The sequence below is a fragment of the Leptolyngbya sp. NK1-12 genome (genome assembly GCF_032598965.1).
Classification (GTDB): domain Bacteria; phylum Cyanobacteriota; class Cyanobacteriia; order Elainellales; family Elainellaceae; genus Elainella.
Genome location: NZ_CP053586.1, coordinates 2888131 through 2902685, shown reverse-complemented (window position 1 = coordinate 2902685; position 14555 = coordinate 2888131). Strand labels below are relative to the sequence as shown.

At 51.3% G+C, this 14555-nt stretch carries 10 protein-coding genes; 6 read left to right on the top strand and 4 right to left on the bottom strand.

Annotation, left to right across the window (positions count from 1 at the left end):
- The first annotated feature begins 280 nt into the window (after positions 1-280).
- The 3 genes from HJG54_RS12180 (at position 281) to HJG54_RS12170 (ending at position 5146) form a co-directional block, all read left to right on the top strand.
- Complete coding sequence (locus HJG54_RS12180) at positions 281-826, top strand: hypothetical protein (protein WP_316435229.1); 546 nt, start codon at positions 281-283, stop codon at positions 824-826.
- A gap of 110 nt (positions 827-936) precedes the next feature.
- Positions 937-1947: a pentapeptide repeat-containing protein gene (locus HJG54_RS12175; protein WP_316435228.1), complete on the top strand. Its 1011-nt coding sequence runs from the start codon at positions 937-939 to the stop codon at positions 1945-1947.
- Between the two features lie 451 nt (positions 1948-2398).
- Complete coding sequence (locus HJG54_RS12170; protein ID WP_316435227.1) at positions 2399-5146, top strand: EAL domain-containing protein; 2748 nt, start codon at positions 2399-2401, stop codon at positions 5144-5146.
- A 46-nt stretch (positions 5147-5192) separates the two neighbouring features.
- Here the strand turns inward: HJG54_RS12170 and HJG54_RS12165 are convergent, their stop codons facing one another.
- Together HJG54_RS12165 and HJG54_RS12160 are read right to left on the bottom strand one after the other, a co-directional pair.
- Positions 5193-5999 carry a peptidylprolyl isomerase gene (locus tag HJG54_RS12165; protein WP_316435226.1) on the bottom strand — a complete coding sequence of 269 codons (807 nt, stop codon included), beginning with the start codon at positions 5997-5999 and terminating at the stop codon, positions 5193-5195.
- An 11-nt stretch (positions 6000-6010) separates the two neighbouring features.
- A complete protein-coding gene (locus HJG54_RS12160) occupies positions 6011-6595 on the bottom strand; it encodes a photosystem I assembly protein Ycf4 (RefSeq protein ID WP_036005188.1) in 585 nt (194 codons plus the stop codon).
- Between the two features lie 409 nt (positions 6596-7004).
- Here HJG54_RS12160 and psbD point away from each other — a divergent pair, with 409 nt between their 5' ends.
- Both psbD and psbC read left to right on the top strand, forming a co-directional pair.
- A complete protein-coding gene (gene psbD / locus HJG54_RS12155) occupies positions 7005-8063 on the top strand; it encodes a photosystem II D2 protein (photosystem q(a) protein) (protein WP_211628055.1) in 1059 nt (352 codons plus the stop codon).
- A gap of 10 nt (positions 8064-8073) precedes the next feature.
- Positions 8074-9432 carry a photosystem II reaction center protein CP43 gene (gene psbC, locus HJG54_RS12150; protein ID WP_420717388.1) on the top strand — a complete coding sequence of 453 codons (1359 nt, stop codon included), beginning with the start codon at positions 8074-8076 and terminating at the stop codon, positions 9430-9432.
- 121 nt (positions 9433-9553) lie between these two features.
- On the opposite strand, the gene HJG54_RS12145 is transcribed toward psbC, so the two are convergent.
- On the bottom strand, positions 9554-10393 hold the full coding sequence (locus HJG54_RS12145; protein WP_316435225.1) for an SWIM zinc finger family protein: 840 nt from the start codon (positions 10391-10393) through the stop codon (positions 9554-9556).
- Between the two features lie 310 nt (positions 10394-10703).
- On the opposite strand from HJG54_RS12145, the gene HJG54_RS12140 reads away from it, so the two are divergent.
- Positions 10704-13307 (top strand): MASE1 domain-containing protein, encoded by a 2604-nt coding sequence (locus HJG54_RS12140; protein WP_316435224.1) that lies wholly within the window; start codon positions 10704-10706, stop codon positions 13305-13307.
- Here the strand turns inward: HJG54_RS12140 and hpsP are convergent.
- Positions 13304-14509 (bottom strand): hormogonium polysaccharide biosynthesis glycosyltransferase HpsP, encoded by a 1206-nt coding sequence (gene hpsP / locus HJG54_RS12135; protein ID WP_316435223.1) that lies wholly within the window; start codon positions 14507-14509, stop codon positions 13304-13306. The genes HJG54_RS12140 and hpsP overlap by 4 nt on opposite strands.
- Positions 14510-14555: the final 46 nt, after the last annotated feature.

Here is a 14555-nt window from a genome sequence, read left to right as displayed (position 1 = left end):
ATAAGCGACAACGAGCTGAGCCGATAAGATAAATAGAACGAGGAAATTAAATCAGTTAAGAAGCTTGAAGCATTATAGACTTAAGTCTATCAGTTAAATCTAATCATATAGACTTTAATCTATATGAAGTCATATTAACCTAAGCCCTTGGCAAAGAAAAGCCCAGGCACAATTGAGAAAGCCAAGCCAATTGATAAGTAAACTTAAACAAAGCTTGTGATAGTTGTTGGCGGATATTAGGCCGGTGGGGTACGGCTCGTTTTAGCGAAAATTAATTATTATGTGGAAAGAATTTTCAGACGAGCAATTGAAAACGCTTCGTGCTATTTTCCGCCGCAGTCGCGCCCTTCCGTCCGGTGCGTTGGCTTCGAGTGAGCGAATCTGGGATTGGGCTGAGGATTCCCCTGCTTCTAAGGCTGCATCGGAGGCTGTCGCAGGGAGTTTAGAGGCACCGGCTCCGAACCCCGCTCCTTTGCGCCCGACTAATCTATTTGACTTGCGCCAGACTGTCATGTGCAATACAAACCCCCTACGGGCCAAAATCCTGCTGTTCTCGCTGTTGCATCACCGCTACCGCTCTGACCGAGTTGAGCAGGCATTTCTGCTCAAAGGCTACGAACTCGATAAACTGTTAGCGCGGATGCTGCAAACCTACGATCAGTTAGCTGTGCTCACAGTTCAACTGAAAAAAACCGCGCGACGATTAGATAACCCAGTCGAATATAGCCAGACTGCCGCAGCCATTTTGCGAGCTGTGAAACCACTGTACCAGGAATCGCCTGCTCCGCTCGTTCAGCAATCACCTCAAACCAAACTGAAGCCCTGAGCCTGAGAAACAACGAAGCCGCCGCTTCTATACTTAAGTCATTGGACACCTTAAAGATACTTAAGTCAATACATCTGGAATTTAACCATTGCACCTGGAAAGCCACCACTATGGGATCTGTTGGAGCCGCAGTCACCACCTTTCTAGAACAGTATCAATCGGGGCGAACCGAATTTGTGGGCATCAACTTAGCTGGATTAAACCTGGTACAGGCAGATTTGATTGGGGTAAATTTAAGTCGGGCTGATTTGCGGCGGGCATCGCTGATGCTGGCTTTTTTGAACCGCGCTCAGTTAAATCACGCTAATTTAGTGGCTGCCGATTTGAGTGGTGTGAATCTGAGTCAGGCATCGTTGCAAGCAGCCAATCTTCAGGATGCCATCCTCCACGGTGCTAACTTACAAGGAGCCAATTTGCGCAGCGCTAATTTGACCCTGGCGAATCTCCAGGATGTGAACCTGATGGATGCCGATCTGCGCAATGCCAGTCTAGAAGGAGCCAATCTAACGGGAGCCTGCCTCAGGGGCGCTAACTTCCGGCAAGAACGACGGCATACAAGCGCCAATCTGCGGGGCGCGAATCTGCGTAAGGCCGATCTACGGAGCGTTGACTTGACAGGGGTTGATTTATCCAAAGCGAATCTGCGCAAAGCCAATCTGCAAAAGGCGACTCTGCACAAGGTAGATTGCAGTGGCGCTAATTTAACCTATGCCAACTTGCAGGAAAGCTTGCTCACCGAAGCCAACTTGGCTCAGGCCAATCTACGCAAAGCCAATCTGAGTAACGCCAATTTAGAGCGGGCCAGTTTAACCAACACCGATCTAACTAATACTCAGCTTCAATCGGCTTTGTTGGCCGATGCCAAATTAACTCAAGCCTGCCTATTCCAAGCCAATCTGTCCTTTGCTCGATTGCTCCGGGCCGATCTGAGCCGTGCCAATCTTTACCAAGCGATTCTCCGAGCTACCAATTTAACTGATGCGTTTTTAGCACGAGCTGACCTGAGCCAGGCTGACCTGACCGATGCCATTCTGACCAAAGCAGAAATTAGTGCCGCCAATTTTGAGGACGCTATTCTGATTGGCACCACCATGCCCGACGGCCTAATCTACGAAGTTTAGGAAGTTTTAGGAAGTTTAGAGCATGGGTCGCCTATAAACTGCTTTGAAGATTCAATCTAACGTAACCTTGATTTGACTCAATCTCGTCAGTCAAAAATGGGGACGAACTGCGCAGTTGTAAGTTTAACAAAGAATCTTTAACAAAAGCCTGTGGCTTTCTGGGCCAAACTTTTGATGTCATGGTTCGCGCCCTCAAAATCTATGATCTAACATTTTAAGAATTCAATAAATTTGAATATTTTTCAACATTTGTCTGATTAAATAGGGAACATTGAAAAAACGAATTTCTGCTTAGTCCCCCCAATTGTTGGCTAAACAAAGTCAAGCCGGTTTCACTCGAAAATTTGTTTTTTTATATCTATTTTCTATTTGAGTCAAGAACCCTGGAGGCAAGTCTCCTGGGTTATGGCTCTGTTCTGCCCGCTTTTTAAAATCTTTTAGGACTCTGACAATGCTTCCTGCTAACCAGCATCCTCAAAACGAGCAGCCATTTGATACCGCCTCTTATCAGCCTGCCAACTACCAGCCCATCCATGCATCATTAGAACCAGTAGCAGAAAGATTAAATCGGTTTCAACCGGCATGCAGCCCTCTATGCAACAGCCATTGGCAGCAAACTGAGGCCGTTTTGCGACGCCACGCTCGCCAGCAGGCAGCGGTAGCCAATCTAGGACAACGGGCACTGCTGAACATCGACTTGCCTAAGCTCATGCACGAAGCGGTCACTACCGTTGCTCAAGTTCTCAAAATGCAATATTGCGCCATCTTTGAACTCTTACCCAATGGCAGCACGTTGATGCTTCAGGCTGGAACTGGCTGGCAACCAGGTCTGGTGGGGACACAGATGGGGACCCAGCCCAACTGGCTGTTTGGCTACACTCTGGCTCAGCGACAGCCGGTTGTGATTCGGGATCTGCTAATTGAAACACGCTTTGGCTGTCCCGCTCTGTTGTATAGCCACCGGATCAAAAGCGGGATCAATCTAGTGATTCCAGGTCAAGACCAGCCTTTTGGTATTTTAGGTGTCTACACCACAAAATTCTGGACATTTACTCAGGATGATATTCATTTTCTGCAAGCAGTTGCAAACGTTCTAGCAGCAACGGTTGCTCGCAAGAAATTTGAGGCACGCTTGCGGCTGATGGAACGGGCGATTGCGGCCAGCAGTAATGGCATCATTCTCACCGATGTTCAACAGCCAGATAACCCGATTGTGTATGTGAATCCTGCGTTTGAAGCCATGACCGGCTACAGTGCCAGCGAAATCTTGGGAAAGAACTGTCGCTTACTGCAGCAGGACGATCGGAAGCAACCGGGTCTAGAAGTCCTCCGCACCGCTCTGCGAGAAGTACGCGAATGTCATGTCGTAGTGCGCAATTATCGTAAGGATGGCTCTCTGTTTTGGAATGAGCTGCGGGTGGCTCCGGTTTATGATACCGATGGCTATTTGACCCACTTTGTCGGCGTGCAAACCAATATCACCGACCGCATTCGAGCCGAGGAGGCGCTGAAGGCAAGTGAACAAAAGTTAAACAGCATCCTCAAATCTTTAGAAGATGTGGTCTGGTCCTACTCCCTCACCGAAAATCGATTGCGCTACGTCAATCCAGCCACTGAGAAAGTATACGGTCGTCCAGTCCATGACTTTCTGCAGGATCCAGATCTCTGGTTTAAGGTGATTCACCCAGACGACCAGGCTCAGGTTCAGCAATCCTTACTACGGCTGTACCAAACTGGCAGCGGTGAAATCGAATATCGAATTTTGCACGCCAATGGAGAAGTGCGCTGGCTTTGTGATCGCTATCATGTCACCTACGATGCCCAGGGAGCACCCTTCTCGCTGGATGGGATAGCTACAGACATCACAGAACGCAAGCGCATGCAGGAACAGCTGATTCACGATGCTTGTCATGACAATCTTACTGGGCTACCCAACCGAGTGCTGTTTATGAAGCAGCTAGCTCAAGCGATTGCGCACTCAAAAAAAACTGCTGACCATTTGTTTGCGGTGCTGTTTCTCGATCTGGATCGGTTCAAACTCGTGAATGACAGTCTGGGACATCTAGTTGGCGATCAGCTCTTGGTGGCAATTGCCCATCGGCTAGCCAACTGCCTGCGTCCTAACGAAACGATTGCACGGCTGGGAGGCGATGAATTCACTGTTTTACTCGATGGCATGGAGCAGGTGCAGGAAGCCACTCACTTGGCCGAGCGAATTCACCAAGCGCTCCAGTTACCCTTTACCTTAAACGGTGAAAAAATCTTTGCCAGCGCCAGCATCGGCATTGCCCTCAGCGTCGATGGATATGACTCACCAGAGCAAGTCCTCCGAGATGCCGACATTGCGCTCTATCAAGCCAAAGGGCACAGCAAGATGTCCCACGCCGTTTTCGATACCGCTATGTATAACCAGGCTGTAGCACTCTTGCAGCTTGAAACTGATTTACGCTGGGCAATTGAGCAGCGGCAGCTCTGTATCTACTATCAGCCAATTGTTTGCCTGAAGACCGGAGCCATTGTCGGCTTTGAAGCGTTGGTGCGGTGGCACCATCCCGAACGCGGCTTGATTTCCCCAGCAGAGTTTATTCCTCTAGCCGAAGAGATGGGGCTGATCCTGCCCATTGGGCACTGGGTTTTGCAGGAAGCCTGCCAACAACTCTGTCACTGGCAAGCTCAGTTTCCGCAAGCCAGTGCTTTAACGATTAGCGTCAATCTTTCTGCCAGACAGCTCTTACAGCCCGATTTGGTGGAGCAGGTGGCTCAAGTGCTGCAAACTACTCAGCTCAATCCAGCCCTGCTAAAACTGGAAATTACGGAAAGTGGAATTATCCAAACTGCCGAACCAACAGCGCTGCTGAGTCAACTCAAGGCACTACAACTCCAGCTTTGCATTGATGACTTTGGCACGGGCTATTCGTCGTTGAGCCGGTTGCAGCAATTTCCGATCGACACCTTGAAGATTGACCGCTCTTTTGTAAGCCAGATGCATGAAACCAGCGAAAACGATGAGATTGTGCATGCGATTATTTCGCTAGCCCATAACCTGGATATGGACGTTGTGGCCGAGGGCATTGAGGTCGCGGAACAATTTGCTCGATTAAAGGCGCTTCGTTGCGAACAAGGGCAGGGATATTTTTTCTCCCCACCCCTGCATGCTGCTGCAGTAGCGGCGTTGATTGCCCAATCACCCAAGTGGTAACTGACAACTGGTAACCGACAACTGGTAACCGACAACTAGTAACCGATCAGCCGCCTGGTAACTTCATGTTTTCCAGCCCGGAAACAACGCGAGCTGAGGTGATCCGGTCGCCTGGTTGAATTTGATCCACCACTTCCATGCCGCTCGTGACATAGCCAAAGACAGCATATTTGCCATCCAGGAAGTCCAGATCGGCGAGGGCAATGTAGAACTGGGATGATGCCGAATCGGGTGGGTTAGAACGGGCCATTGCCACTGCGCCACGTGTATGTCTCAGCTTTGGGGCTTCCGTAATGCCCGCCGTATCAAAGGTTTTGCTGTAAATCGGCTGATCGCCATCTGTGGGTCTGATTTCTAGCGGAATGTAGCGCGGTTGAGCCGTTGCTGGATCGATAAAACTGCCGGTCCCCAGTCGGTCAATTGGGAAGCTGGGATCTTTGCCCTGCGGATCGCCACCCTGCACGACAAAGGGCTGAGGCTCACGCACCACGCGGTGAAAAGCCAATCCGTTGTAGACTCCTCGATTCACGAGGTCAACAAAATTCCCTGCCGTGATTGGCGCATCGGCTCCATCAACTCGAATCACGATCGGTGAACCCTTGACGACCAACTCCACGGTAGCTTCGCCTAACAGCTGGGGCAGATTGTTGAACTGAGGATCCACCTGGACAACGGCGCTGGGGGAGGCTGCAGTCGGTGATGCGGTAGGTGAGACTGCCGCTGTAGGACTCTCTGGAGCCGTGGGACTAGCGGGAGTTGCCGTATCTTGAGCGGTGTTGCCCGTGCAACCCGACAGAATTAGCAAGCTAGCTAACAGACAGGAGGTGATCCAATAGCCCATTCTGATTCGCATGTTTAACTCCTCTACAACCCTTCTAAGGGAACGGCTAGAAACCGGGCTAATTCTGCGCCCTGATTTTCTAATTCTGAAAGGGCAATCGGCTGCCCGACGCGCGTCAGGGGAATATCGCCTTTGCCTTTGATACGCAGGTACAGTGCTCGCCGTGGATTTAGCCCTTCTCGAATTTCTACCCGAATCGACTGCACGTCAGTTAGTGGATGCGTCACTTCGATCTTGCGATTCTTGCCCGGAAACCCCCAGCGAAAAATTGTGAGTTGGCCGGTCTCGCGGTTGAACTCGTTATAGCCACCGCCCACATCCCAGGCAATGATTAGCCATAGGTACAGCGCCAGGAGGGTTCCTGCTATACCATAGAACCCCATGGCTACACCTTGCGGAATGAAGACCAACTGGGTAGGGTCCGAGAACGGCAGTAAATTGACTTTGAAATAGCTGGAAAGACTCGACAGCAGAAAGCCAACTCCTCCAAGCGTCGTGGCCGCCGCCCAAAAATAGTTACTAGGACGACGTGCCCCCAAGACGGATTGACGCAAAACTAATTTATTATCCGGCTTATTATCCGGTTTCGAGGCGAGCGGTACAGCCATAGATGAAAACGACCAGTTTACAAAATTTACAAAAGCACACAAGCGTAAACGCCACAGATTCTAATTTTAGGGTTTGCCCTCCAGGAGAGCCAAACGCGGGTTTGCAGCATCTGGAATGATTAGAAACTGCAATAGGCAAGCATTTGATAAGAACAGTACATGTCAGATTGTAAAAATTTTCATATCTCCCTATCATATAGAAACGTTAACTCCTCTCTCAGCAAACCTTGATAGGTATTTATTCCGGGTGCTTAGAGGGGAGATATGGACAGGTACCGGTTTTAATATCGGTTGATTGATCCATATTCCGATTAGCGTCAACTTCAAGGTTGGTTTCCCTCTTAGCTGAACGAGTTTCTTAAAGACGTTCGGTAACTGAGGATGCATTGTCATATTAAGAGGATATGAAATGACCATAGCAATGGGGAGAGCGCGAGCAGAGCGAGGATGGTTCGACGTCCTCGACGACTGGCTCAAGCGCGACCGTTTCGTCTTCGTCGGCTGGTCCGGCATCCTGCTGTTTCCCTGCGCCTACCTCGCGCTCGGCGGCTGGCTGACCGGCACCACCTTTGTCACCTCCTGGTACACCCACGGCATCGCCTCCTCCTACTTGGAAGGCTGCAACTTCCTGACCGCCGCCGTCTCGACTCCTGCTAACTCACTCGGCCACTCGCTGCTGTTTCTGTGGGGACCCGAAGCCCAGTGGGACTTCACCCGCTGGTGCCAACTCGGCGGCTTGTGGACCTTTGTGGCCCTGCATGGCGCGTTTGGCTTAATCGGCTTCATGCTGCGGCAGTTCGAGATCGCTCGGCTTGTGGGCATCCGCCCCTACAACGCCTTGGCCTTCTCGGGTCCGATTGCGGTGTTTGTCAGCGTGTTCCTGATGTACCCGTTGGGGCAGTCGGGGTGGTTCTTTGCACCCAGCTTCGGCGTAGCGGCAATTTTCCGCTTCATCTTGTTCATCCAAGGGTTCCACAACTTCACGCTCAATCCGTTCCACATGATGGGGGTCGCTGGCATTCTCGGTGGTGCCTTGCTGTGTGCGATTCATGGAGCGACGGTGGAGAACACGCTGTATGAGGATGGGGACAAGGCCAACACCTTCCGTGCCTTCAACCCGACCCAGAGTGAAGAGACCTACTCGATGGTGACGGCCAACCGGTTCTGGTCGCAGATCTTTGGGATTGCCTTTTCCAACAAGCGGTGGCTGCACTTCTTCATGTTGTTTGTGCCGGTGACGGGCTTGTGGATGGCGAGCATTGGGATTGTGGGGTTAGCGCTGAACCTGCGAGCGTATGACTTTGTGTCGCAGGAGATTCGTGCAGCGGAGGACCCGGAGTTTGAGACCTTCTACACGAAGAATATCTTGCTGAACGAGGGCATCCGGGCGTGGATGGCTCCTCAAGATCAGCCTCATGAACGTTTTGTATTCCCCGAAGAGGTATTGCCCCGTGGTAACGCTCTCTAATAATTCAATTATGATGAGCGGTCGTGACCAAGATTCCACCGGATTCGCCTGGTGGGCTGGTAACGCCCGTCTAATTAACCTGTCTGGTAAGCTGCTGGGCGCTCATGTGGCCCATGCTGGTCTGATTGTCTTCTGGGCTGGAGCCATGACTTTGTTTGAAGTGGCTCACTTCATTCCGGAAAAGCCCATGTACGAGCAAGGACTGATCCTGCTGCCTCACCTCGCCACCTTGGGTTGGGGTGTCGGTCCGGGCGGTGAAGTCATCAACACCTTCCCCTACTTTGTGGTTGGGGTTCTGCACCTAATTTCGTCTGCCGTGCTCGGTTTGGGCGGCATCTATCACGCGATTCGTGGTCCGGAAGTGCTGGAAGAATACTCTTCCTTCTTCGGCTACGACTGGCGAGATAAGAACAAGATGACCACTATCATCGGGATTCACCTGATCCTGTTGGGCTGTGGTGCCTTCTTGTTAGTATTGAAAGCCATGTTCTTTGGCGGCGTTTATGATACTTGGGCACCGGGCGGTGGTGACGTGCGCGTCATTACCAACCCCACCCTCAACCCAGCCGTGATCTTTGGCTACCTGCTCAAGTCTCCGTTTGGTGGCGAAGGCTGGATTGTCAGCGTCAACAACATGGAAGACATCATTGGCGGTCACATCTGGGTTGGTTTCATCTGCATCGCCGGCGGTATCTGGCACATCCTGACCAAGCCGTTTGGTTGGGTGCGTCGTACCTTCATCTGGTCGGGTGAAGCTTATCTGTCCTACAGCCTTGGTGCGCTGTCGCTGATGGGCTTTATTGCTTCCACAATGGTGTGGTACAACAATACCGCTTACCCCAGTGAGTTCTATGGCCCCACGGGTCCGGAAGCGTCTCAGGCTCAAGCCTTGACATTCTTGATTCGTGACCAGCGCCTAGGTGCTAACGTTGGTTCCGCTCAAGGTCCGACTGGTTTGGGTAAATACCTGATGCGTTCTCCGACCGGCGAGATCATTTTCGGTGGTGAAACCATGCGCTTCTGGGACTTCCAAGGTCCTTGGCTGGAGCCGCTGCGTGGACCCAACGGTCTAGACCTCGACAAGATTAAGAACGACATTCAGCCTTGGCAGGCGCGTCGTGCAGCTGAGTACATGACGCATGCACCACTGGGTTCGCTGAACTCGGTTGGTGGTGTGGCGACTGAAATCAACTCAGTCAACTTCGTGTCTCCGCGCGCTTGGTTGGCAACCTCTCACTTTGTGCTTGGTTTCTTCTTCTTGGTAGGCCACCTGTGGCACGCGGGTCGTGCTCGTGCGGCTGCGGCTGGTTTCGAGAAGGGAATTGACCGCGAGTCAGAACCCGTACTCTCGATGCCTGATATTGACTAAGTTAGGCTAATTCTCCTTAACTTGTGTTTGGCTCCTGCTTTGGCGGGAGCCTTTTTGTATAGGTGAATTATTCAATTGCCTTTGGTGGTCTAACGAGATGGCAAGAGTCGAACAGCCTAGGCTAGGTTTCCTGGTTGCCGGCGGTCATAGCAGTCATCACAGCCTGCTGGCTGACCTGAGCATAAATGCCTTTCAAATGTTCGAGCACCAACTGGGCGGCAGCAGAACTGTGGCTAGTCGAAATATCGGACTTGAGCGGAATCGGGCCAAGCAAGTCTAGAACCGTTTCACTGCTGGGTGGTGGTGTAATTACGACTAGCGAGGGTTCGAGTTGCTCGTTGTATTGCCAAAACGATTGCAGGTCAATTTGAGGTTCAGAGGTAGCCTCTGAGATTTCGGAAACCGACTCCGCCTGAGTGCTGCGCATTTGTCGCAGGGCTGTGATGATCTGCTCTTTGGTGCGACCCCGCAATTGGAATAGCACAAACGGATCTTCGCTGAAGCGGTCGCCAAGCACGTAATAAACTGCCCCAATATGCTTACAGGGATTGGCTGGGTCCGGACAACTGCATTTGCTGTGGATATCAAACTTGGTCAGCGGAAACAAGCTCAGCCCATTTGCTGTAAACACTTCCTCAATGTTCTGGGGCATTTCACCCGCCAGCAGCTTAGCCGAAAAAATGGCGCGTTCCGACAGCGACTCGATCACATACTGCCACTGCTCATCATCAAACGGATCCAGCGATAGCGAGACCCGATAGGGTTCTGGTGCCGTTCCCTGAACTAACGCCTGCACTTTAGCGCCTTGAAACTCAATTTTGAGCACATTGCCTTCGCGGGCATAGTTGCGGGCACGGGCCAAGCGGCGCACCCAACCAAACGACTCCAAAACATCAACCCAGCGCTGTGCCCACCATTCTCGATTGGACTGAGTATCGTATGACTGAGTATCGTAGGTCATCGTTGTGGCTATTTTGAAAAATTCAGTAGGAATGCAGTGATTGTAGGATTGTAGCTTTTCCAGTTCTAACCCCAGCTAGCCGAAGTATCATCAATTACCAGAGCTGCCAGGGCAATTTGATTCGGTTTTCCCTCTAGTCATCCGTCTGGGGGAAGTGGCTCTCTTCACTTTTAAGCCACCCTTAATCAATAGGGTATCGTGAATTGCCCAACCCTGACCCAGCACCAAGGAGGTGAAATGATTGAATCCAGCTCGATTCCGAATTCTGAAACCTTTGCCTCAATTGTCTAGGCTGGCTTGGATGCGGCATATGAGCAAGGGATACTGCATTTCGGTTGGAATCACAGCTTTACTCTATTTTCTAGTAGCAAAGCTTGTGTTTTCCAGTTTGCAGTTGGGTATTGAACCATCTCCGGTCTGGCCTCCGGCAGGCATTGCGTTGTTTGTGTTGCTACAGCAAGGGCGCTGGGTGTGGCCGGGTGTGGCGCTGGGCGTGTTGCTGGTGGGATCGTGGCTGGGGGTTTCCGGATGGTTGGCACTAGGATCAGCGATTGGCGCGACGATTGAAGCGGTTTTGGGCACCACCCTACTGCGGTGGAACGGATTTTGCGACTCGCTGGAGCGCTTGCGAGATGTATTGAGTTTTCTGGTTCTAGCAGTGCTGATTCCGCCCATTTTGAATGCCACGATCAGTACAGGTACCGCTGTCTCCTTTGGCCACCTCAGCCAGCAACTTGCAATTCCGACTTGGTGGACCTATTGGTTAAGCGACAGCACTAGTATTCTGGTGTTCACTCCTTTCTTATTAGTTCTACAACCTCAGCAACTGCGATTTCGGAAACCTGAATTATTTGCTCTGCGTTTTTCGGCTCAATGGCTGGAGCGCCTGCTCTGCTTGAGCCTCTTGGCTGGAACGAGCTGGCTGGTGTTTCACTCACGCCTGCCTGAAATTCTGGTGAACTACCCAATCGAGTATCTTCCGTTTCCCTTCGTAATTTGGGCGGCACTCCGACTGGGGCAGCCGACAGGGATTATGGCTAGCTTTCTGTTGGCTGTGATTGCTATTAGTGGCACCATTGCCGGTAACGGTCCATTTGTAACGATGGCCAATACATTGTTAGTGCGGGCAAACCTGCTGAGCCGAACTGAGGCCAATCATCAGATGGTGTTGCTGCTCCAGACGTTTTTGGGCGTCATCACAACAACTGGCTTGCTGTTGGCTGCCGTGACCACCGAACGTCAGCGAGTTGAACGCTTGCTCAGGCACAGTCAGGCGAGCTTAGCCAAGGCCCAACATTTAGCTCGGCTGGGAAACTGGGATTTTGATTTTCAGCAACAGCGGTGGACTTGGTCTGATGAACTCTATCGGCTCTTGGGATTTACTATTGCCAGTGTGGTGCCGAGCCAGCAGGCGTTTCTGGCCGCCGTCCATCCAGAAGACCGACCCCGGGTAGAGCAAGCTATTACTCGCGCCTTGGAACAGCGGATTCCTTACCGCATGGATTACCGCCTGCAACTGCCTGATCACACTGAACGCATTATCGAGGAACAGGTGGTAATTGGACCCCAGACGGCCACCGGAACCGTGCTTGATATCACCGAACGCAAACTAACTGAAGCCAAGCTGCGCTTGAATGCTGAGCGCAATCGGTTGTTGAGCGAAATGGCATTGCGGATTCGGCAGTCACTTGACCTCGACCAGATTCTGAATACGATTGTGCAGGAAGTCCGGCAAGTCTTGCAGGCCGATCGGGTATTCATCTGTCGGTTCGACGCTGAAGGCAACGGCTGGGTTGTGGCGGAATCGGTGTTGCCTGAATGGAACTCGGCCTTATCCATGACTTCAGATGCTAGCGTCTATCCTGAAATTCAAGCTATTTTTGCCGAGCGGCATCTCTGCATCGTCAACGATACATCCCAACAGGAGCGTACCCCTTTCATTCGGCAATATCATGACCGCTATCAGGTCAAGGCGGGGATGGGCGTAGCGATTACCTCCGATCCAGAAGCAGTAGAACATTGCCGTTTATTTGGGCTACTGATCGTGCATCAATGTTCTCACCCACGCGAGTGGCAGCCGCTAGAGATCGAGCTGATGGAGCAACTAGCGACTCAAATCACGATTGCCATTCAACAGGGCCAGCTTTACCAACAAGTGCAGCAGCTGAATAGTAATTTAGAACAACAGGTGGCAGAACGGACGCTGCAATTGCAAAAGAACCTGGAGAAGCTAGAAGACATGAATGAATTACAGGATGTTTTTCTACATGCGATTGCCCATGATTTACGGACAACGATTATGGGAACGCTGATGGTTTTGAAAAATTTCCAGCAACATCCAGGTGATGAAATTTCGATTCCCCGTTCCCTACTAGAGCGAATGACCCAATCAGGCGAAACCCAGCTCTGTAAGTTGAATGCCCTGCTCGAAGCTTACACAAATCGTACCGAAGGAGTGGTACTCCAGCCAGAGCCGATGCAAGTACAGGAACTGCTGCAAACGGTTGCAACCGACCTCAAACCGTTACTGGAGCGAAACCAAGCCACGCTAGAGCTGGCAGTAGACCAGTTGCCTCCAGTGCTGGCGGATGGAGAACAGCTTAGACGAGTGTTCCAGCAACTCTTGCTCAATGCGGTGAAGCACAATCTGCCTGGAGTGCACATTACAGTTGAGGTCAAACCAGAACCGCAGTGGTTGCGTTTTATTGTGGCAGACAATGGCAAAGGGATGAGTCAGTCGCAGCGGGAACGGCTGTTTGATCTCAAACTGGGCGCAGGACCAGATCGGCAGTTGACAGGTATCGGCGTTGGTCTCTGCCTCTGTCAACAAATCATCACGGCTCATGGTGGCCAGATTGGCGTAGAAAGCGAAGTGGGCCACGGCTCGCGCTTTTGGTTCACCCTGCCACGCTAGCGGGCGCACTGAGAACGATCCAAAACAGACTTGTAAACTTGAATCATCTGTTGCCCGATCGCCTGCCAGCTATAGTGCGTCAGGGCATGGGTTTGGGCCTTGGCTCCCCGCTCGATCCGATTAGCTGGATTAGCGAGAGCAAATCTCAACTGCTGGATTAAGAAATCAACCTCACAGGTACAGATCCAGCCCGCTTCAGCCTGCGCAATCTCCTGCCAAATATGAACCTGATCGGAAACAATCACAGGCACTCCTACGGCCATTGCCTCTGCTACTGCAATGCCAAAATTTTCGTAATAGGATGGCAACACAAACAAATCGGCTGCCTGCAAGAGCTGGACCTTAGCAGCTCCAGTCACAAAGCCAGTCATGGTAGTACAGTGTGCTAAAGGTGAAGCCTGAATCTGGGCATGAATCTGATTCTCATAGTTTGGATCCTGTGGATTGGCCCCTGCTAATACGAAATGAAACTCCACTCCTTCTGCCAATAGCTGCTCCAATGCCGGTAGCAACAGATCTAACCCCTTCTTCGGATCAATGCGCGACATGAACAAAACTAGTGGCTGATCTAAGGGCAGACCCAACTGTGAGCGGATCTGGTCCTTCTGGATGGGTTCAGCTATATTTGGCAGCTCAACGCCCAAAGGCAGCACAACGTCACGGGTTACGGTGCCGAACCGTTCAGATACCTTTGCTTCCTGATCGCTAGTAAAATGCACTGCCGCTGCTCCTGCTAGATTGGGGCGTTCTATCAGGGCTGCATAAAGTCGTTTGAGCTGTTTTTTCTTTTGTAAGTCGGCTGGATCAAGGGTACCTAAGGGCCGCAGAATGTAAGGCAACTTCTTCCAACGAGCGATTGCCGCTGCTGCACTACTAACCGGTGAGAATAAGGCATGAATATGAGCGATATCATACTCGTGAGCATGATCGACAAGCCAGTTTAATAGAAGCGGCGAAAACTTATAGCGACGAAATGGTGAACAATGAAAATAACGAATCTGATATCCATCTTGGAGTACCGCTCGATCAAGCGGCACATCGAGTGGAGTCTGGCCCGTATCGCCGTTGGCATCAGTGGTCAGAATAGTCACATCAATGGCTTGCGCTGCCAGACTTTTTGATAGCCCCAATACCATTTGGCTAGGGCCACCATAGACTAAAGATAGGGATGGAACAATTTGCAGAACTCGCAATGATTTCATAGATGAAGTTAAATCAATAAAGGCAAGATAAGGTTACGAGAAACAG

Bases quoted from the DNA above. Each gene is read 5' to 3' on its own strand.
- HJG54_RS12165 (WP_316435226.1), bottom strand. From the start codon at position 5,999: ATGCGAATCAGAATGGGCTATTGGATCACCTCCTGTCTGTTAGCTAGC.
- HJG54_RS12175 (WP_316435228.1), top strand. From the start codon at position 937: ATGGGATCTGTTGGAGCCGCAGTCACCACCTTTCTAGAACAGTATCAA.
- psbD (WP_211628055.1), top strand. From the start codon at position 7,005: ATGACCATAGCAATGGGGAGAGCGCGAGCAGAGCGAGGATGGTTCGAC.
- hpsP (WP_316435223.1), bottom strand. From the start codon at position 14,509: ATGAAATCATTGCGAGTTCTGCAAATTGTTCCATCCCTATCTTTAGTC.
- HJG54_RS12140 (WP_316435224.1), top strand. From the start codon at position 10,704: ATGAGCAAGGGATACTGCATTTCGGTTGGAATCACAGCTTTACTCTAT.
- HJG54_RS12145 (WP_316435225.1), bottom strand. From the start codon at position 10,393: ATGACCTACGATACTCAGTCATACGATACTCAGTCCAATCGAGAATGG.
- HJG54_RS12180 (WP_316435229.1), top strand. From the start codon at position 281: ATGTGGAAAGAATTTTCAGACGAGCAATTGAAAACGCTTCGTGCTATT.
- psbC (WP_420717388.1), top strand. From the start codon at position 8,074: ATGATGAGCGGTCGTGACCAAGATTCCACCGGATTCGCCTGGTGGGCT.
- HJG54_RS12160 (WP_036005188.1), bottom strand. From the start codon at position 6,595: ATGGCTGTACCGCTCGCCTCGAAACCGGATAATAAGCCGGATAATAAA.
- HJG54_RS12170 (WP_316435227.1), top strand. From the start codon at position 2,399: ATGCTTCCTGCTAACCAGCATCCTCAAAACGAGCAGCCATTTGATACC.